General features: G+C 70.2%; 15 protein-coding genes. 5 read left to right on the top strand and 10 right to left on the bottom strand.

Annotation, left to right across the window (positions count from 1 at the left end):
• Positions 1-5 precede the first annotated feature (5 nt).
• The 5 genes from EEJ31_RS10560 to EEJ31_RS10540 all read right to left on the bottom strand — a co-directional run bounded on the left by EEJ31_RS10560 (position 6) and on the right by EEJ31_RS10540 (position 7,371).
• The gene (locus EEJ31_RS10560) at positions 6-1,079 is read right to left on the bottom strand and encodes an aspartate-semialdehyde dehydrogenase (RefSeq protein WP_123046271.1); all 1,074 of its coding nucleotides are present in this window, start codon (positions 1,077-1,079) and stop codon (positions 6-8) included.
• A 215-nt stretch (positions 1,080-1,294) separates the two neighbouring features.
• Positions 1,295-2,572 (bottom strand): aspartate kinase, encoded by a 1,278-nt coding sequence (locus EEJ31_RS10555; RefSeq protein ID WP_123046270.1) that lies wholly within the window; start codon positions 2,570-2,572, stop codon positions 1,295-1,297.
• Positions 2,573-2,704: 132 nt separating this feature from the next.
• On the bottom strand, positions 2,705-3,304 hold the full coding sequence (gene recR, locus EEJ31_RS10550) for a recombination mediator RecR (RefSeq protein ID WP_123046269.1): 600 nt from the start codon (positions 3,302-3,304) through the stop codon (positions 2,705-2,707).
• Between the two features lie 3 nt (positions 3,305-3,307).
• A complete protein-coding gene (locus EEJ31_RS10545) occupies positions 3,308-5,686 on the bottom strand; it encodes a DNA polymerase III subunit gamma and tau (RefSeq protein WP_123046268.1) in 2,379 nt (792 codons plus the stop codon).
• Between the two features lie 29 nt (positions 5,687-5,715).
• The gene (locus EEJ31_RS10540) at positions 5,716-7,371 is read right to left on the bottom strand and encodes a hypothetical protein (RefSeq protein WP_123046267.1); all 1,656 of its coding nucleotides are present in this window, start codon (positions 7,369-7,371) and stop codon (positions 5,716-5,718) included.
• A gap of 282 nt (positions 7,372-7,653) precedes the next feature.
• Here EEJ31_RS10540 and EEJ31_RS10535 point away from each other — a divergent pair, with 282 nt between their 5' ends.
• Positions 7,654-8,280, top strand: coding sequence for a hypothetical protein (locus EEJ31_RS10535; RefSeq protein ID WP_123046266.1), 627 nt, complete (start codon positions 7,654-7,656; stop codon positions 8,278-8,280).
• A gap of 129 nt (positions 8,281-8,409) precedes the next feature.
• Here EEJ31_RS10535 and EEJ31_RS10530 read toward each other — a convergent pair whose 3' ends face one another.
• From EEJ31_RS10530 to EEJ31_RS10515, 4 genes are all read right to left on the bottom strand, one after another.
• Positions 8,410-9,609, bottom strand: coding sequence for an acetate/propionate family kinase (locus EEJ31_RS10530; RefSeq protein ID WP_123046265.1), 1,200 nt, complete (start codon positions 9,607-9,609; stop codon positions 8,410-8,412).
• Positions 9,606-11,750, bottom strand: a complete 2,145-nt coding sequence (pta, locus tag EEJ31_RS10525; RefSeq protein WP_123046264.1) for a phosphate acetyltransferase — start codon at positions 11,748-11,750, stop codon at positions 9,606-9,608. The genes EEJ31_RS10530 and pta overlap by 4 nt, the downstream gene beginning before the upstream one ends.
• Positions 11,751-11,876: 126 nt before the next feature.
• Positions 11,877-13,268, bottom strand: coding sequence for an MFS transporter (locus EEJ31_RS10520; protein WP_123046263.1), 1,392 nt, complete (start codon positions 13,266-13,268; stop codon positions 11,877-11,879).
• Positions 13,269-13,278: 10 nt separating this feature from the next.
• On the bottom strand, positions 13,279-13,857 hold the full coding sequence (locus EEJ31_RS10515; protein ID WP_123046262.1) for a winged helix-turn-helix domain-containing protein: 579 nt from the start codon (positions 13,855-13,857) through the stop codon (positions 13,279-13,281).
• A 217-nt stretch (positions 13,858-14,074) separates the two neighbouring features.
• On the opposite strand from EEJ31_RS10515, the gene EEJ31_RS10510 reads away from it, so the two are divergent.
• Genes EEJ31_RS10510 through EEJ31_RS10495 form a run of 4 tightly spaced genes read left to right on the top strand, consistent with a single transcriptional unit; the run spans position 14,075 to position 17,571 of the window.
• Complete coding sequence (locus EEJ31_RS10510; RefSeq protein ID WP_123046261.1) at positions 14,075-15,352, top strand: flavin-containing monooxygenase; 1,278 nt, start codon at positions 14,075-14,077, stop codon at positions 15,350-15,352.
• Positions 15,352-15,777 (top strand): RidA family protein, encoded by a 426-nt coding sequence (locus tag EEJ31_RS10505; protein WP_123046260.1) that lies wholly within the window; start codon positions 15,352-15,354, stop codon positions 15,775-15,777. Before EEJ31_RS10510 ends, EEJ31_RS10505 begins: the two co-directional genes overlap by 1 nt.
• Positions 15,774-16,445, top strand: a complete 672-nt coding sequence (locus EEJ31_RS10500) for a DUF1028 domain-containing protein (RefSeq protein WP_123046259.1) — start codon at positions 15,774-15,776, stop codon at positions 16,443-16,445. Before EEJ31_RS10505 ends, EEJ31_RS10500 begins: the two co-directional genes overlap by 4 nt.
• A complete protein-coding gene (locus EEJ31_RS10495; protein WP_123046258.1) occupies positions 16,438-17,571 on the top strand; it encodes an amidohydrolase in 1,134 nt (377 codons plus the stop codon). Before EEJ31_RS10500 ends, EEJ31_RS10495 begins: the two co-directional genes overlap by 8 nt.
• Before the next feature lie 145 nt (positions 17,572-17,716).
• On the opposite strand, the gene EEJ31_RS10490 is transcribed toward EEJ31_RS10495, so the two are convergent.
• On the bottom strand, positions 17,717-18,254 hold a 538-nt coding region (locus EEJ31_RS10490; RefSeq protein ID WP_407643236.1), incomplete at its 5' end, for an ABC transporter permease subunit.

The following is an 18,254-nucleotide window of genomic DNA, read 5'->3' as shown; positions in this document are numbered from 1 at the left end:
CGCGGTTACGCGCCGGCCGGGGCGGCGACGAGGTCGGCGGCGACCAACTCGGCGATCTGCACGGCGTTCAACGCGGCGCCCTTGCGCAGGTTGTCGTTGCTGATGAAGAGGGCGAGACCACGCCCATCCGGCGCACCCGGGTCCTGGCGGAGGCGACCGACGTAACTCGGGTCCTGGCCGGCCGCTTCCAGCGGGGTGGGGACATCCGTGAGCTTAACACCGGGTGCATCCGAGAGGAGCTCGGTGGCGCGCTCGACCGAGAGCGGGCGCGCGAACTCGGCGTTGACCGAGAGCGAGTGGCCGGTGAAGACGGGGACGCGCACGCAGGTGCCGCTCACGAGCAGATCGGGAAGACCCAGGATCTTGCGCGACTCGTTGCGGAGCTTCTGCTCCTCGTCGGTCTCGTAAGAGCCGTCGTCGACGATCGACCCGGCCAGCGGCACGACGTCGAAGGCGATGGGGCGCACGTACTTCACCGGGGCGGGCATGTCGACGGCGGACCCGTCGTGCACGAGCTTGAGGAGGTCGTCGTCGGCCACGGCCGCGCGGGCCTGGCTGGCGAGCTCTTCGGCGCCGGCGAGGCCGCTGCCGGAGACGGCCTGGTAGGTGCTGACGATGAGCCGCTCGAGGCCGGCCTCGGCGTGCAGCACCTTGAGCACCGGCATCGCGGCCATGGTGGTGCAGTTGGGGTTGGCGATGATGCCCTTAGCGGCCTGCGCGATGGCCTCGGGGTTCACCTCGCTGACGACGAGCGGCACCTCGGGGTCCATGCGCCAGGCGGAGGAGTTGTCGATGACGGTGACGCCGGCGGCCGCGAAGCGCGGGGACTGGGCGCGGGAGAGTGTGGCGCCGGCGGAGAAGATGGCCACGTCGAGGCCGGTGGGGTCGGCGACGGCGGCGTCTTCGACCACGATGTCCTCACCCTTCCACGGCAGCGTGGTGCCGGCCGAGCGGGCCGACGCGAAGTAGCGGATGCTCGCGACCGGGAAGTCCCGCTCCTCGAGGAGCCGGCGCACCACGGCGCCGACCTGTCCGGTGGCACCGACCACGCCGATGTTGATTCCTGCCGTGCTGCCCACTGTTCGGTTCCTTACTGTTCCTGCGGTTCCTGCGGTTCGATGTACTGCGTGTCCCCCGTTGCTAACTCCGGTAATTCTTCCAACTTCGGCTGACTTTTGCCCGAGCCAGGCCGCTGTGGACAGGTATTCCGGAGTTAGCGGTGGGTGCGGGCGGCGAGGGCTGCCCGGGAGTGAAGCGGGGCGGATGCGGCGCCGGCGCGCGGCATCCGCTGGGCTCAGCGGCCGGTGCCGCCGTGGACCTTGGCCACGTCGTCGCCGTCGAGCCCGAACGCCGTGTGCACGACGCGGAGGGCCTCGTTGATCGTGTCGGCGCGGGTGACCACCGAGATGCGGATCTCGCTGGTGGAGATCATCTCGATGTTGATGCCGGCCTCGTAGAGCGCCTCGAACAGCTTGGCGGAGACGCCGGTGTTGGTGCGCATGCCGGCGCCGACCAGGGCGAGCTTGCCGATCTGGTCGTCGTACTGGAGCCCGACGAAGCCGACGTTGTCCTTCTCGTTGGTCAGCGCGGTGAGCACCTGCTGCCCCTCCGACTTGGGGAGGGTGAACGAGATGTCGGTGAGCCCGGTGGCCGCGGCCGACACGTTCTGCACGATCATGTCGACGTTGGCGTTGGTCTTCGCGACGATCTTGAAGATGAGGGCGGCCTTGCCGGGGATGTCGGGGACGCCGACAACGGTGACCTTCGCCTCGCTCAGGTCGGCGGCGACGCCGGCGATGATTGGCTCTTCCACGATCTCTCCGTTCGCTTTCGCCTTCTCGGCGTTGTAGACGATGGTGCCCTCGTTGTTGTTGAACGAGGAGCGCACGTGCAGGGTGACGCCGTGGCGGCGTGCGTACTCCACCGCGCGGATGTACAGGACCTTCGCACCGGCAGCGGCGAGCTCCAGCATCTCTTCGCTGGAGATGCGGTCGAGCTTTCGGGCCCGGGGAACGACGCGCGGGTCGGCGGTGAAGACGCCGTCGACATCCGTGAAGATCTCGCAGATGTCGGCGTCGAGGGCGGCGGCGAGCGCAACGGCCGTGGTGTCGGAGCCGCCGCGGCCGAGGGTGGTGATGTCGCGGGTGTCGCGGCTGAAGCCCTGGAAGCCGGCCACGATCGCGACCGCGCCCTCGTCGAGGGCCTCGCGCAGGCGGCCGGGGGTGACGTCGACGATGCGGGCGGCGCCGTGCCGGGCGTCGGTGATCATGCCCGCCTGGCTGCCCGTGAACGACCGGGCGTCGTAGCCCATGCTCTTGATCGCCATCGCGAGCAGGGCCATGGAGATGCGCTCACCGGCGGTGAGCAGCATGTCGAGCTCACGCGGCGCGGGGATCGGGGTGACCTCGTGGGCGAGGTCGAGGAGCTCGTCGGTGCTGTCGCCCATGGCCGAAACGGCGACGACGACCTCGTTGCCCGCCTTGCGGGTGTCGACGATGCGCTTGGCCACACGCTTGATGCTCTCGGCGTCGGAAACGGATGAACCGCCGAATTTCTGCACGATCAAGCTCACGTAGCACTCCTGGGGTTGGGTACGCGGGACTGGCCCGGGTTCCATCCTAAGCGGCGAGACATGCCGGGTTCGTTATGGGCGGCGTCGCCGCGGCCGGCCGGCCGACGGATGCCGCGGCATCCGTCGCGCTGATCAGCCCGTGACGACGCGGCGGCCTTCGAAGGCGCGGCCGAGGGTGACCTCGTCGGCGTACTCCAGGTCGCCGCCGACGGGGAGCCCGGAGGCCAGCCGGGTGACGCGGATCTCGAGCACGCCGAGCAGCCGGGAGAGGTAGGTGGCCGTCGCCTCACCCTCGAGGTTCGGGTCGGTGGCGATGATGACCTCCTGCACGGTGCCGTCGGCCAGGCGCTGCATGAGCTGGCGGATGCGCAGGTCGTCGGGGCCGACGCCGTCGATCGGGCTGATCGCGCCGCCGAGCACGTGGTACAGGCCGCGGAACTCGCGGGTGCGCTCGATCGCCACCACGTCTTTCGCCTCTTCGACGACGCAGATGGAGGCGGGGTTGCGGCGCGGGTCGCGGCAGATGCTGCAGGTGTCTTGCTCGGACACGTTGCCGCAGATGTCGCAAAAGCGCACCTTCTCACGCACCTCGAGCAGCACGTTCGCAAGCTTCGTCACATCGAAGGCCTGGGTCTGCAAAATGTGGAACGCGATGCGCTGGGCGGACTTCGGGCCGATGCCCGGCAGACGGCCCAGTTCGTCGATGAGTTCCTGGACGATTCCCTCGTACATGGGCTACTCGCCCCTCGATCGTTGCCCGGCGTATGGCTGCTCCTCGAGGAACGTGGCACCGAGGATCTCGCGCACCACGGCCTCGCCGTAACGCTGTTTCTCTTCGAAGGCGGGGGCGCGGGAGCCGGCGCGGGCGGCACCGGCCGGCTGCGGGCGTTCGGCGCGCGTGGCCGGCGCCGCTGCTGCCGGTGCTGGTTGCACGGCGGGGGCGGACGCAGCCGATGGCGCCCACGGCTCGTCGGGCTCCGGGGCGGATGCCGCCCACCCGGTTTCGGGAGCGGCGGCCGGCGAGTAGGCGTCGTCCTCCGGCGGTGCGTCGTCGTCGAAGGGCGGGGGCTCTTCGTCGATCGTTGCGGTGGCCGTCGCCGATCCGGGGATGGCCACGGTCGCCCATCCGCCGGCGGCCGGTGCGGGCACGGAGGATGCGGCGCCGGCCGACGCACTCGGGCCCGCGTTCGGGCGGGCGGGGGCGCCTGTGGTGCTGCCCGCGGCAGGTCGGCCGCCGTCGGCGCTGGAGGCGCCGTCGACGGGCGGCGTTTGGGGAGGAGTCGCGACGGCGTTCCCACCGCCGGCGCCCGGAGCGGCACTCGGCGCGGGAGCGGGCGCATCCGTTGCCCCGGGCCGCGCGTCAGTCGGCCGGTCGACCCGCGCGATGAACCGCACCTGGAGGCCGAGCACGTCGATGATGGCGGCGCGCAGGTATTCGCTGGTGCCCTTGCCCGGGCCCTGCTCCTTGAAGCTGGCCACATCGGCCTCGCTCGGGAACGAGATGACCAGGATGTCTTCGTCGCGCAGCTCAAGCACGCTCGCCGTGAAGACCACGAGCCAGGCGCTCATCTTGGCGGCCTTGACCGACTCGAGGATCTGCGGCCAGGCATCCTTCACCTGCTGCAGCGTGACGGGGCCGACGGGTGCCGGCGCTGCCGTGGCCGACGCAGCGCCTGCGGGCGTCGTCGGGGCAGCGGGCGTCGCAGAGGCAGCGGATGCCGCAGAGGCAGCGGATGCCGGCGGCTCGGCAGGCGCCGCCGCCTGCACGCGGGGCTCGGCAGGCGCCGCCTGGGAAACAGGAGGAATCGCTCGGGTGTCGGCAGAAACAGGAGCGATCGGCCGTGCCGTGGCGTCCGTTCCTGTTCTGGCCGCAGGTCCCGGGCTCGTTGCGGCGGCCGGCGCGGAGGCGCCGACAGGCGCGGCAATGGTTCCGCCGGTGACCGGTCCGTCGACGCCGACGCGGCGCTCGAGACGCTCCACGCGGGCAAGGGCGCCGCGCGCGGTGTCGTCGCTGGCGGGAACGAGGGCCCGGGCGATCATGAGCTCCAGGTGCAGACGCGGCGAGGTCGCCCCGGTCATCTCGGTGAGGGCGGTGTTGACGATGTCAGCGACCCGGGACAGTTCGGCGGGGCCGAACTTCGCGGCCTGCGTTCCCATGTGGTCGATCTCCTCACGCGGCACGCCACGGAGAACGGCTGCGGCGCCCTCGACCGAGGTGGCGGCGACGATGATGAGGTCGCGCATCCGCTCGAGAAGGTCTTCGACGAACCGGCGCGGGTCTTGCCCGGTCTGGATGACACGGTCGACGGCGTCGAACGCGCCGGCCGAGTCGCGGGCGGCGATCGCGTCGACGGCGTCGTCGAGGAGGGCGCCGTGCGTGTACCCGAGCAGCGCCACCGCACGCTCGTACTCCACCGACCCACCGTCGGAGCCCGCCATCAGCTGGTCGAGCAGGGACAGCGTGTCGCGCGGCGATCCGCCTCCCCCGCGCACCACGAGCGGCAGCACGCCCGGAGCGACCTGGATGCCCTCGCTGTCGCACAGCTGCTGCGCGTACTCGAGCATCTGCGCCGGCGGGACCAGGCGGAACGGGTAGTGGTGGGTGCGCGACCGGATGGTGCCGATGACCTTCTCGGGTTCGGTGGTCGCGAAGATGAACTTGATGTGCTCCGGCGGCTCTTCGACGATCTTGAGCAGCGCGTTGAAGCCCTGCGGGGTGACCATGTGCGCTTCGTCGAGGATGAAGATCTTGTAGCGGTCGCGGGCCGGCGCGAAGATGGCGCGCTCCCGGATGTCGCGGGCGTCGTCGACACCGTTGTGGCTGGCGGCGTCGATCTCGACCACGTCGAGCGAGCCGCCGCCGTCGCGGGAGAGCTCAATGCAGCTCGGGCAGACGCCGCACGGGGTGTCGGTGGGCCCCTCCACGCAGTTGAGGCAGCGGGCGAGGATACGGGCCGACGTCGTCTTGCCACAGCCGCGCGGACCGCTGAACAGGTAGGCGTGATTGACCCGGTTGGTGCGCAGGGCCGTCATGAGCGGATCGGTCACCTGCGACTGACCGATCATCTCGGAGAATGTCTCTGGCCGGTAGCGGCGATATAGGGCGGTGACCACGCTCCAATGGTACTTGGCCCCCCTGACAATCAGCGCGGTGCGTGCCGGCGGCGCAACAGCAGGATGCCGCCACCCGCCAGGGCGAAGATCATGCCTACCGTGAGCGCCCCGTGACCGTCGATACCGGTGGCGGCCAGCGCCTCGGTGTCGGTCGCCGGGCGCGACGTTGCCGTCGGCGTCGCGGCGGGCGTCTGCGTGGGCGGGATGATGCCGGAGCCGGGTGCCGGCGTGGCAGCCACCCGGAAGGTGACGGGAGCGGACGGCTCGGAGAGCGCGGCGGTCGCCATGCCGGCCGCGTCGAGGCGCACGTGCACGGCGGTGACCGTGTACTCACCGTCGGGCAGGGAGAGCCGCACGCTCCAGAACCCGTCGGAATCCACGACGATCGGCTGGGCCGCGTTCGCCTGGGTGTTCCGTGTCATCCGCTGGCCGCCCGTCGACTGCTGCACGCCGGCCGGCGCGCTCGACAGGTCGAGCACGGACGTGGGGACGACGGCGACGGCGATGTTCGTGCCCGGCACCCCGAAACCGGCGAACGTCACGGTGCTGCCGTCGGTGATCCGGGCGCCGGCGACCGGACTGGTGATCACCGGCGCCGCGATCAGCTGGGGAATGCCCGGTTCGGGATGCTGCACGGGGGGCGCCGGCGGTTCGGTCGGCATCGGCGGCTCGGTGGGCTTCGGGGTCGGCTTGGGCGTTGGTTGCGGGGCCGGCGTCGGCGTCTCGGTCGGTGTCGGCTCCTCCACGGGCGGCAGTGCGATGTGCACGGTGACCTCGTTGAGGTCCTGCCCGTCGTGCTGCCCGCTGACGACGATCCCCTGCCCCCGGTCGGCCGTGTCGGCGAACCGCACCGGGATGACGAATCGCGTCTCGCCCTCGGCGAGGTCGGCCTGGCCCAGGGGCGCGCCGCCCAGGTCGGCGACGGTCACGTGGGCGCCGGCCGGCGCCTCGCCGGTGACGTCGAACGAGCGCGAGGTCAGGGTCTGGCCGTCGGTCGGGCTCTCCAGCTTGATGAGGCTCGGGGGCGGCAGGGTGATGGTGCGGGTGACGCTCGTCACGTCACCGGCGCCGAGCTCCTGCACGACCCGCACCGCCTGCTGCACGTCGGCGTCGCGGGCGAAGCTCACGGTGGCGCTCCAACGGCCGTCCTCGCCCACGAGCGTCTGTTCGGTCAGGGGCGTGTCGTCGCTCCCGAGCAGATTGATGATCGCGCCGGCCAGGCCGGTCCCAGAGAACGTGACCGTGCGGGAGGGCACGACGTCGCCCTCGGCCGGGCTCTGCACGACAAGCGGCGCGTCCGCCGGGTCCACTGCGGGAAGCGTGATGGTGCGCGTCGCCTGCACGATCTCCTCACCCGGTGCACCCTCCATGATCACGAGGTGCTGCACCTCGGGAGCGTCCCAGGCGAAGGTCACCGGCGTCGCCCAGCGCCCGTCGGGCTGCACAGTGGTGCGGGCGGCCAGGTCGTCGGTGTCGTCCGAGACGATCTTGACCACACCAGCGGGGGTGCCTGTGCCTTCGAACTGCACGGTGCGCGAGTCAACGGATGCGCCATCCGGCGGCGCGTTGACCACCAGCGGCGTCGCCGCGTTGGCCGGCCCCGCCGCCGCGAGCGCTCCGGCGAGCGCGAGCAGCACCGCCACGGGCACTGCCAGCAGCTTCTGCAACGACTGGATTCGGGTCACGTCGTTCTCCTTCGGGCTTCGGGCACCACATCGAGAGGCGCACCCACGCAGGTGCTGCCTCACGAGTCGGAACCCGAAACCGACGGTTTTACACAACGTACCCCCGAACTGAGAAATTGTCACGCCGCGTCGTTCAGGAGAAACGGGGACAGCGGCCGCCCCCGCGCTCCGCTCCTCCTGTTTCTCCTGATTCCGTCCTCCACATGACACGACCGCCCTCTGCTTCTCCCCGGGGTCTGCCCGCGGACGCCATCGGACAGCGTCGGCGATCACACTCGCCGCATGTCCGATGCATCTGAAGTCCTGGTCGCCCACGGTGGCATTGCGCACCTCTCCACCCTGCGTTCGCACGGCGTTCGGCCCGAGCACCTGCGAAAACTACTGGACGCGCGCCTTCTGGTCCGGCCGCGCCAAGGCTGGTACGCCCTGCCGAGCACCGCACCTGAGCTGCTCCAGGCCGTCACCGTCGGCGGTCAGGTCAGTTGCGTCTCGGCGCTGCGGCTCTGGGAGGTCTGGTGCATCGACGATCATCGGACGCACGTGCGGGTTCCGAGCAACGCCGCGCGCCTGAGCAAGCCACGCACAGTCGTCGCGCATTGCGCCGCACACCCGGGGGTCGATCGTTCCAGCGCTATCGTCGGCATCGTCGAGGCCCTGGCCCAGGCCTTCACCTGCCTGAGCCGCGAGAACATCATCGTCGCCCTCGATTCGGCGCTCAACAAAGGACTGATCAGCCCGCACCAGCTCACGGAGATCCGTGGGCTCGTCGCCCGGCGGTATCACCCGTACTTCCGTCCGGTGGATGGCGAGCGCGAGTCGGGCCTCGAGACGAAGTGCGTGCTTCGGCTGCACCGGTTGAACATACGGTGCCGGGTTCAGGTCCGCATTCCGGGAGTCTGGCCAGGTTGACGTGCTCGCCGCGAACACCGCTGGTCGGCACGACACGTACGTTCCGGCCTGGCGGCGCATGTCTGAGCGGTTCAGGAAGAACCCGCACGGTAGCCACCTCCTCGCCTGGCTCCCCCAGGTTCTCCTGAATCAGTCAGCAGACGCCAGCGAGAGGGACTGGCGGGCGATCTCGAGCTCCTCGTCGGTGGGCACGACGAGCACGGTGACCGGCGAGTCGTCCGTCGAGATCACGCGCGCCTGCCGGGACCGGGCGGCATTGCGCTCCGCGTCGATGCGGATGCCCAGCACCTCGAGACCCTCCAGGGCGAGCCGGCGCACCACGTCGCTGTTCTCGCCCACCCCCGCGGTGAAGGAGACCACGTCGAGCCGCCCGAGCTGCGCGGTGTACGCGCCGATGTAGGCCTTCAGCCGGTGCACATACACATCGAGCGCGAGCTGCGCCTGGGCCGAGCCGGCCTGGGCTGCGTCGACCACGTCGCGCATGTCGCCGTGGCCGGTGAGGCCGAGCAGCCCACTCCCCCGGTTCAGCAGGGTGTCGAGGTCATCGATGCCGAGGCCCGCCTTGCGGTGCAGGTGGAACAGCGCGCCCGGGTCGATGTCGCCCGACCGGGTGCCCATCACGAGCCCCTCGAGCGGCGTCATGCCCATGCTGGTCTCGACCGACTCGCCCCCGCGCACGGCGCAGACGGATGCCCCGTTGCCGAGGTGCAAGACGATCTGGTCGAGCTCACCCACCGGCCGTTCCAGGAACCGGGCCGCCGCGTTGGCGACGTACTGGTGCGACGTGCCGTGGAACCCGTACCGGCGCACCCGGTAACGCTCGGCGAGGTCGGCGTTGATCGCGTAGGTGAACGCGGCCGGCGGCAGGGTCTGGTGGAACGCCGTGTCGAAGACGGCGACATGCGGCACGTCGGGAAACGCCTTCTCGGCGGCGATGATGCCCTGCAGCGCGCCGGGGTTGTGCAGGGGCGCGAGCTCGGAGAGGTCGTCGATGTCGCGCTCGACCTGCGGCGTGATCAGGGTCGGCTCGTAGAAGCGTGCTCCGCCGTGCACCACCCGGTGGCCGACGACGACGGGCGGATGCGCGGCCAGCGACGGCCCGTGCTCCTCAAAGGCGGCCAGCATGATGGCGAACCCGGCGGTGTGGTCCGGGATCGGCAGGTCACGGGTGAACGTCTCCGCCGCGTCACGGCACTTGTGCGTCGACGCACCGGTGGTCTCGCCGATGCGCTCGATGAGGCCGCTCGCGAGCGTCTGCTCGCTCGCCATCTCGATCAGCTGATACTTGAACGACGACGACCCTGAGTTGATGACGAGAACGGCGCTCACGCGCGGCGCCTGCCGGTTTTCGGGGCGTCAGCGCCGGCATCCGCTTGCGCCTGGATGGCGGTGATCGCGACGGTGTTCACGATGTCCTGCACGAGTGCGCCGCGGGAGAGGTCGTTGATGGGCTTGCGAAGGCCCTGCAGCACCGGCCCGATGGCCACGGCGCCGGCGGAGCGCTGCACGGCCTTGTAGGTGTTGTTGCCGGTGTTGAGGTCGGGGAAGATGAAGACCGTGGCTCGGCCGGCGACCTGCGACGACGGCATCTTGGTCGCGGCGACGGCGGCATCCGCTGCGGCGTCGTACTGGATCGGCCCCTCGACGAGGAGCTCGGGGCGGCGCGAGCGCACGAGGGCGGTGGCCTCGCGCACCTTCTCCACATCCACGCCCGCGCCCGAGGTGCCCGTGGAGTACGAGAGCATGGCCACGCGCGGGTCGATGCCGAACTGCTCGGCGGTGGCGCTGGAGGAGATGGCGATGTCGGCCAGCTGCGACGCGTCGGGATCGGGCACGACGGCGCAGTCGCCGTAGACCAGCACGCGGTCCTCGAGCGCCATCAGGAACACCGAGGAGACCACGTCGACGCCGGGCTTGGTCTTGATGATCTCGAAGCCGGGGCGGATGGTGTGGGCCGTGGTGTGGGTGGCGCCGGAGACCATGCCGTCGGCGAGGCCGAGGTGCACCATCATGGTGCCGAAGTACGAGACATCCGTCACCTGGTCGCGGGCCTGGTCGATCGTGACGCCCTTGTGGGCGCGGAGCCTCGCGTACTCCTCGGCGAACTTGAACGCCAGCACCGGGTCGTGCGGCGACAGCACCTCGGCGCGGCCGATGTCGAGGCCGAGCTCGATCGCCCGGGAGCGCACCTCGAACGTCTCGCCGAGGATCGTGAGGTCGGCCACCTCGCGCGCCAGCAGCGTGTGGGCGGCGCGCAGGATGCGGTCGTCGTCGCCCTCGGGCAGCACGATGTGCTTGCGGTTCGCCCGCGCCCGTTCGAGCAGGCCGTACTCGAACATGAGCGGCGTGACGACGTCGGTGTGGGCGACGTTCAGCAGGTCGAGCAGAGCGGATGCGTCGACGTGCTGCTCGAACAGCGCCAGCGCCGCGTCGTACTTGCGCTGCGAGTCGGCCGCCAGCCGGCCACGCGTGCGGGTGATCGACACGATCGTGTCGTAGGTGCCGAGCTTCGTGCGGATGATGGGCAGCGTCTGCGGCAGGCCGTCGAGCAGGCGCTCGATGGGCTCGGGCAGGTCGAAGCCGCCGTTGAGCACGATGCCGGCGATGGAGGGGAACGTGCCGGCGCTCTGCGCCATCATGGCGGCCAGGAGCACCTCGGTGCGGTCGCCGGCCACGACGAGCACGGCGCCCTGCTCGAGGCGCGGCAGCACGTTGACCATGCTCATGCCGGCCACGACCACGCCCAGCGCCTCGCGGGAGAGCAGGGCGCGGTCGCCCTTGAGCAGCACGCCGTCGGTCGCCTGCATGATCGATTCCATGCTCGGGGCGATGAGGTACGGGTCTTCGGGGATCGCCCAGACCGGAACACCGGGCTCGGCGGCCTCGACGGCCCGCCGCACCTCCTCGAGGTGCTCGGAATCCGCCCGGTTGGCGACGATGGCCAGAAGCGTGGCGTGGGCGTTGCGCAGTTCGAGCAGGGCGAGCTCGGCGATGTCGCTCATGTGGGCGGGGCTGCGCGGGTCGTCCTGGCCGAGGCGCTCGCCGGAGCCCTGGTTGGCGCGGCCGCCGAGCACGAGCAGCACGGGGGCGCCGAGGTTCGTGGCGATGCGGGCGTTGTAGCCGAGTTCCGTGGGGCTGCCCACGTCGGTGTAGTCGGATCCGACGATCACGACGACGTCGCACTGCGCCTCGACCGCCTTGTAACGCTGCACGATCCTCGACAACGCGGCTTCGGCATCCGTGTGCACCTCGTCGTAGGTGGCGCCGATGCAGTCGTCGTAGTCGAGGCTCACGCTGTCGTGGCTGAGCAGCAGGTCGAGAACATAGTCGCGCTCGTTGGCGGAGCGGGCGATCGGACGGAACACGCCGACGCGGCCGGTGCGGTGGGAGAGCGTGTCGAGCACCCCGAGCGCGATCGTCGACTTGCCGGTGTTCCCCTCGGCGGAGGTGATGTAGATGCTGCGAGCCACCCCTCTACGTTATCCCTCGTGCTCGGCGGCGCCTGTGAGAGTGCCCGCGCGGGTGCTGCGCCCGAGCGCGGGTGGCGCGCCACGGGCGGTGGGGCGCAGCGCCCGCGCTCGAGAAACGGGTCGCGGTCATCCGGCCGGGCGGTCGAGGGCGCGCCAGGAGCGGCCGACGAGCGGGGCGAGCGTGACGAGGGCGTAGAGCCCGGCGACGGCCAGGAGCGTGGGCAGGAGCCCGGCCTGGCTGAGCGCGAGGCCGCCGACGAAGCTGCCCACCGGCATCCCGGCGGAGACGCCCGCCGTCAGCGCACCGAGCACACGCGCACGCAGGGTGCGCGGTATCCGCTCGTAGAGCACCGTCGACAGCAGCGGGTTGATCGACCCGGCTGAGAGCCCGGCGAGCCCGATGACGAGGAACGTGGCCCAGACGGGACCGCCTGCGGCCATCGCGATGTACGGCGGCGCGCCCGCCAGCAGAAAGCAGACGACGAGTGTGCCCCGGCGAGGCAGCCGCTGCCCCACCCAGCCGAACAGCGCAGCCCCGGCGAGCGCGCCGAACGAGAACAGGGCGACCATGATGCCGAACGCGGCGCCGTCCGGGCTGATCGTGCGCGCGAAGACCGGGAAGATCACGCTCATGCCCGCCGCGTCGAAGCAGTTGGTGATCACGATCATGAGCACGAGATTGCGAATCACCGGGGTGCGGGCCAGAAAACGGATGCCGTCGCCGAGTTCACGCCAATAGCCCGCCACGGCAGGCTGGCCGGGCTGGGCCGCCGGGTCGGCATGGGCCGCCGGGTCTGCGTGCGTCGTGGTCCCGGCGTCCAGCCGGTGCGGCACGAACACGGCCAGCAGCGCGGCCGACACCGCGAACGTGATGCTGTCGAGCACGAGGGAGTTGAGCGGGCCGAGCCACACCACCGACAGGGCGGCGAGCGCGGCGCCCGTCATTGCGGCGGTGCGGGAGATCGCGGACTGCGCGCTGCTCGCTCGGCCGAGCGCGAGCCGGCCGCGCTCGGCGAGGTCGGGCAGCAGCGACGTCTTCGCCGTGTTGCCCGGGGTGTCGAGCACGCCGCTCAGGAACACCAGCGCGAGGAGCGCCCAGAACGGCAGGCCGACCGTCGCCGCGAGCACCGGGATGGCGAGCACGGTCACGCCGCTGGCCACATCCGCGGTGATCGCCGCCCGCCGGAACCCGACCCGATCGACCAGCACGCCCCCGAGCGCTCCGCCCACGATCACAGGGACGGTCGCGAACGCGCCGGCCACCCCCGTCGCGAGCACCGACCCGGTGTCGGCGAGCACGTAGAGCGGCACGACGATCATGGTGATCGCGTTGCCGGCGAGCGAGAGCCCCTGCCCGGCGAGCAGGCCGAGGAGCGGCAGGCGCAGCCGGGCCGTCTCGGACGCGGAAGTCGTCGCAGTGCGGGCATGAACCGCGTCGCGCGCGCTGAACGCCGTTGCGCGCGTTGAATTCGGCCGGCGTAGCGGCGTTCGACCCGCGCGTCGGGCACCCGTTGTCATCTCGGCCGCCTCACGGCCGCCGGAACGCGTGCACGATCACCTGCACCGGAGCGGCGCCCTCGGCGTCGCGATCGCCCCGGCCCTGCCACTTGGCTGCCACGGCCTGCAGCTCGGCGCTGGCCTCCGCAAGCTGCGCGGCCGTGAGGTAGGCGATGGTGTCGCCGGAGGTCGCGGCCTGCTCCCATTCGCGCGGCTGGGCGACGTCGATCGTGTGGTGCAGCAGGGCCGCGTAGACGTCGATCACCTGGTGACGCAGCGCAGCGGATGCGTTGCGCTCGGCGGGGGCCGCGTCGGCCGCGGGCGGCGAGATGTCGGTGACCTCATGGGCCGAACGCCACCAGCGCTCGCGGCGGTCCGCGGCCAGCTCCGGCGCCTCCTCGACGAACCCGAACTCGGCGAGCTTGCCGAGGTGGTAGCTGAGCGTGCCCGGCGCCTCGCCGAAGAGCTCCGACAGGGCACCGACCGTGCGCGGGCCGTTCACGCGTAGCTCGCCGAGCACCTGCATGCGCAGCGGATGCGCCAGCGCCCGCATCTGCTTGGCGCTGGTGAGAGCGGCGACGCGAGGAGTGGCAATCGTTGGCTCGGTCATGGCCCCAGCCTAAGTGCACAAGGACTGTTGTGCAATGCTTCTTGTGCTTTAAGCGGGAGGAGACGACGTCGGCGTTCTTCCCTGCATCACTTTCTTGAATACGATTCGCCGAAACTAGATGTTTTACAGATGCAGCGGGCTCTGCCCACAATAGCGAGACCGCTGATCCGGGCGCGCCTCCCTGTTGCCCGGCTGCACATCTACAAAGGAGCGTGGCATGTCGAGCCAGGAGATAGAAGTTCTCGTCGTCGGCGCGGGTCAGGCCGGAGTGGCGATGAGCGCTCACCTGACCGAGCGCGGCATCCGGCACGTGGTGTTGGAACGGGGACGCATCGCGGAGCGCTGGCGTTCGGAGCGATGGGACTCGCTCGTGGCGAACGGGCCCGCCTGGCACGACCGGTTCCCTGGACTCGAGTTCGACGACGTCGATCCCGATGGCTTCGCGCCGAAGGAACGGGTGGCCGACTACTTCGTCGAGTATGCCGAGATGATCGAGTCCCCGATTCGCGCGGGCATCGAGGTGCTGTCTGTGAAACACAATGAGGGATCACCCGGTTTCCTCGTGGAGACCACTGATGGGGCGCTGGTCGCCCGTCACGTGGTGGCGGCGACCGGCCCATTCCAGAAGCCGGTCATCCCGGCCGTGATTCCCGCCGATTCCGGCGTCCTGCAGCTGCACTCGAGCACATACCGCAATCCCGAGCAGCTGCCCGATGGTGGCGTGCTTGTCGTGGGCGCCGGGTCGTCGGGCGTCCAGATCGCGGACGAGATCCGTCGTTCCGGCCGGGAGGTGTACCTGTCGGTGGGTCGGCACGACCGTCCGCCGCGCCGCTACCGGGGCCGGGACTTCGTGTGGTGGCTTGGGGTCCTCGGTAAGTGGAACATGTCCACGCCGCCGCAGGGTGCAGAGCATGTGACGATCGCCGTCAGCGGTGCCGGAGGAGGCAAGACCGTCGACTTCCGTTCCCTCGGGCGCAGCGGGATCACGCTGGTTGGTCGCACGAACGACTACCGGGACGGCACGGTTCGGTTCGCGCCGGACCTCGGACAGAACATAGCGGCAGGTGATGCGAGCCTGCTCGCGCTTCTGGACGAGGCCGACGCCTACGTCGAGCGCAACGGGCTGGACCTGCCGGACGAACCCGAGGCGCGCGCTTTCGGAGCCGATCCCGTATGTGTCACCGATCCCCTCCTCGAGCTCGACCTGAAGGCCGCTGGCGTGGAGACCGTCCTCTGGGCCACCGGATTCCGCGCGGACTACAGCTGGCTTCCGGGCGGCGCACTCGACGCTGAGGGAAGGCCGGCGCATCAGCGGGGCGTTTCTGCCGAGCCGGGCGTCTACTTCGTCGGGCTTCCATGGCAGTCTCGCCGTGGTTCAAGTTTCATCTGGGGTGTCTGGCACGACGCCTCCTACGTCGCCGACCAGATTCAGATTCAGATCACGTACGCGTCATACGAGAACGCCGCCCTCGCGGCGGAAGGAGCAGCCCGCTGATGCCGACACATACCCGCATCCGTCCCTTCAACACGAAGGACACGTATCCCGAGCAGGACCTCGACAACGATCTCTGCCAGGCCGTCGTCGCCGGCAACGTCGTCTATCTGCGCGGTCAGATCGGTCAGGACCTCGAGACCCGCGAGTCTGTGGGCATCGGCGACGTGGAAGCGCAGGCGGAGAAAGCCATGGCGAACATCGCCATGCTGCTGGAAGAGGCGGGTTCCAGCGTCGATGACATCGTCAAGGTCGTGATCTACATCATCGACCCGCGTTACCGGGAGCCGGTTTACCGTGTCGTCGGCCGTTGGCTGAAGGGCGTCTTCCCGGTCTCGACCGGCATCGTGGTCTCGGCCCTGGCCCGGCCGGAGTGGCTGGTCGAAATCGACGCCACCGCCGTCATCAGTGGCGGCGTTCCCCGATGACGTTCTCCCTCCTGGCCGTCGACGACACGGGCGCCATCGGCTCGGCCATCTGCTCGTCATCGCCGGCTGTGGCCGCGCGCTGCGTGAGCCTCGCCGACGGCATTGGGGGCGCCCACTCCCAGAACATCACCGACCCACGACTCGGACCGCAATTGATCGACGGACTGCGGGACGGACGGACGGTCGATGACGTCCTCGCCGCGATCGTCGAGTCGACTCCCGACATCGACTACCGCCAGCTGCTCGTCATCGACAGGACGGGACGCTCGGCCATTCACTCGGGCGCGCATGTCCTCGGCACCCATGGCCAGGCGTATTCTGCCCACGCGGTCGCCGCCGGCAACATGCTCGCCAGCGCCGAGATCCCGCAGCTCATGGTCGAAGCCTTCGACGCCACAATGGGCGATCTGGAGCTTCGACTGCTGGCCGCCCTGCAGGCCGCCGTCAGTGCCGGCGGCGAGGAGGGACCGGTCCGCTCGGCCGGCATCGCCGTCGTGCGCGATGCCGGCTGGCGTGTCACCGACGTGCGGGTCGACTGGGCAGACGACCCGGTCGAGACGCTCGGCCAGATCCTCGTCGCCACGTGGCTACCGCAGCGCGACGCCTATGTGACGCGCGGCCTCACGCCCGCGGGAGCTCCGACGTACGGCGTCCCGGGCGATGAGTGACCCCGACGATCTGAAGAACCGTCTCCGCGCGCTTGTCGACGCGGACCAGCCGGCGCTGATCGCGATCTCGGAGGCGATCCATGCGGACCCGGAGACGGCGTGGCAGGAGCACCGAGCCAGCGCTCGGCTTCAGAACGAACTCGCCATCCGGGGTTTCGATGTCGTGCCGGCATACCTCGGGCTGGAAACCGCCTTCCTCGCGACGGCGGGCTCCGGCCCTGTCCGAATCGGCGTCTGCGCCGAATACGACGCGCTCCCCGATCTCGGCCACGCCTGCGGGCACAACCTGATCTCGGCGATCGCCGTCGGCGTCGGAACGGCGCTCGCCGGTGTGGCGGACGAGCTCGGCATCACCGTGGAGGTGTACGGCACCCCCGCCGAGGAGGGTGGCGGGGGCAAGATCGAGCTGCTCGAACGCGGCGCGTTCGCCGGCCTCGACCTCGCCGTCATGGCGCATCCGGGCCCGGTGGACGTTGCCGAGGCTCGCCCATTCGCCGTCGCCCACTCACATGTCCGGTACGACGGCAAGGGCGCCCACGCGGGCGCCTACCCCGAGCAGGGCGTGAACGCGAACGACGCATTCGTCATTGCCCAGGTCGCGATGGGGCTGCTGCGTCAGCAACTGCCGCACACGGTCCGCGTACACGGCATCCAGACCGTCGGCGGCCAGGCACCCAACGCCATCCCCCAGAGCACCGAGGGCCGCTGGTACATCCGCGCCGCGACGCTCACAGAACTCGCCGGCGTCGAGGAGAAGGTGAACCGCTGCTTCGAGGCGGGCGCGCTCGCCTCGGGGGCGGCCCTGACCATCACGCCGGAGAGCAAGCCCTACTCCGAGTTCCGCAATGACGAGCGGGCGCTCGGGTTCTACCGAGCCAACGCCGAAGCGCTCGGCCGGGTCTTCGACACGTCGGGCGCCGGCCGGATGAACCAGGCGTCCACCGACATGGGAAACGTGTCCCAAGTCGTGCCGGCCATCCACCCGTATGTCGGCGTGAACAGCCTCCCCGCAACGAACCACCAGCCGGAGTTCGCGGGGGCCTGCGTCGGCCCTGATGCCGAGCGCGCGCTTCGCGACGCGTCCGTGGCGCTCGCGCAGACGGTCGTCGACGTCGTTATGGCCTGATCCCACCGACGTTCGCCTGTGCTCGGCGGCCGACAGGAAGTAGTCAGTGTGCCGGGGAACGAGTGCTCCTCGTTCCCCGGCACACTGCTGCACGCAGAGATCGAGCCGACGGTCAGGCGACCGGGCCTACGACGCGCGCTGGGCGTTACACGGTCGTCGCTACTTTGTCCCGGGAGACTGCCGCTGCATCTGACGGAACAAGCGCAGACCGTTTCAGTGCGGACCGAGTTCTCCGGCGCAGAAGCAGACTGATGCGGATCGCAGCAACAGTAAGTGCAGCGATCGTGATGATGTAGGGGGTCATCAGCGCCAGCCCAGAATTGACACCGGCGATACTCATCTGGTCGGCGACCGCATCCGCCGCGGCGAAGATGACACACGCGATCATGGTCCGTACCGGCTTCGCCAGCCCGAAGGTCAGTGCTGCGACGGCGATGAACCCGCGCCCCGAAGTCATGCCGGCGGTAAACGAGCCGAGGAACGCCATAGCGAGCTGCGACCCGGCGAGGCCGCACATGACGCCCGAGACGAGGATTGAGATCGTCTTGACCCGCCGGGCATCGATGCCGGCCGCGCTCGCAGAGACGGCGTCTTCGCCAACAGCTCGAAGGTGAACGCCGAAGCGGGTGCGGTAGAGCACGAACCAGTACACGGGAACAGCGAGGAAGGCGACCCAGACTAGG

The organism is Cryobacterium tepidiphilum (assembly GCF_003716325.1).
Classification (GTDB): domain Bacteria; phylum Actinomycetota; class Actinomycetes; order Actinomycetales; family Microbacteriaceae; genus Cryobacterium; species Cryobacterium tepidiphilum.
Note: the sequence above shows the minus strand (reverse complement) of the source record. Positions and strands in the feature narration are given on the sequence as shown.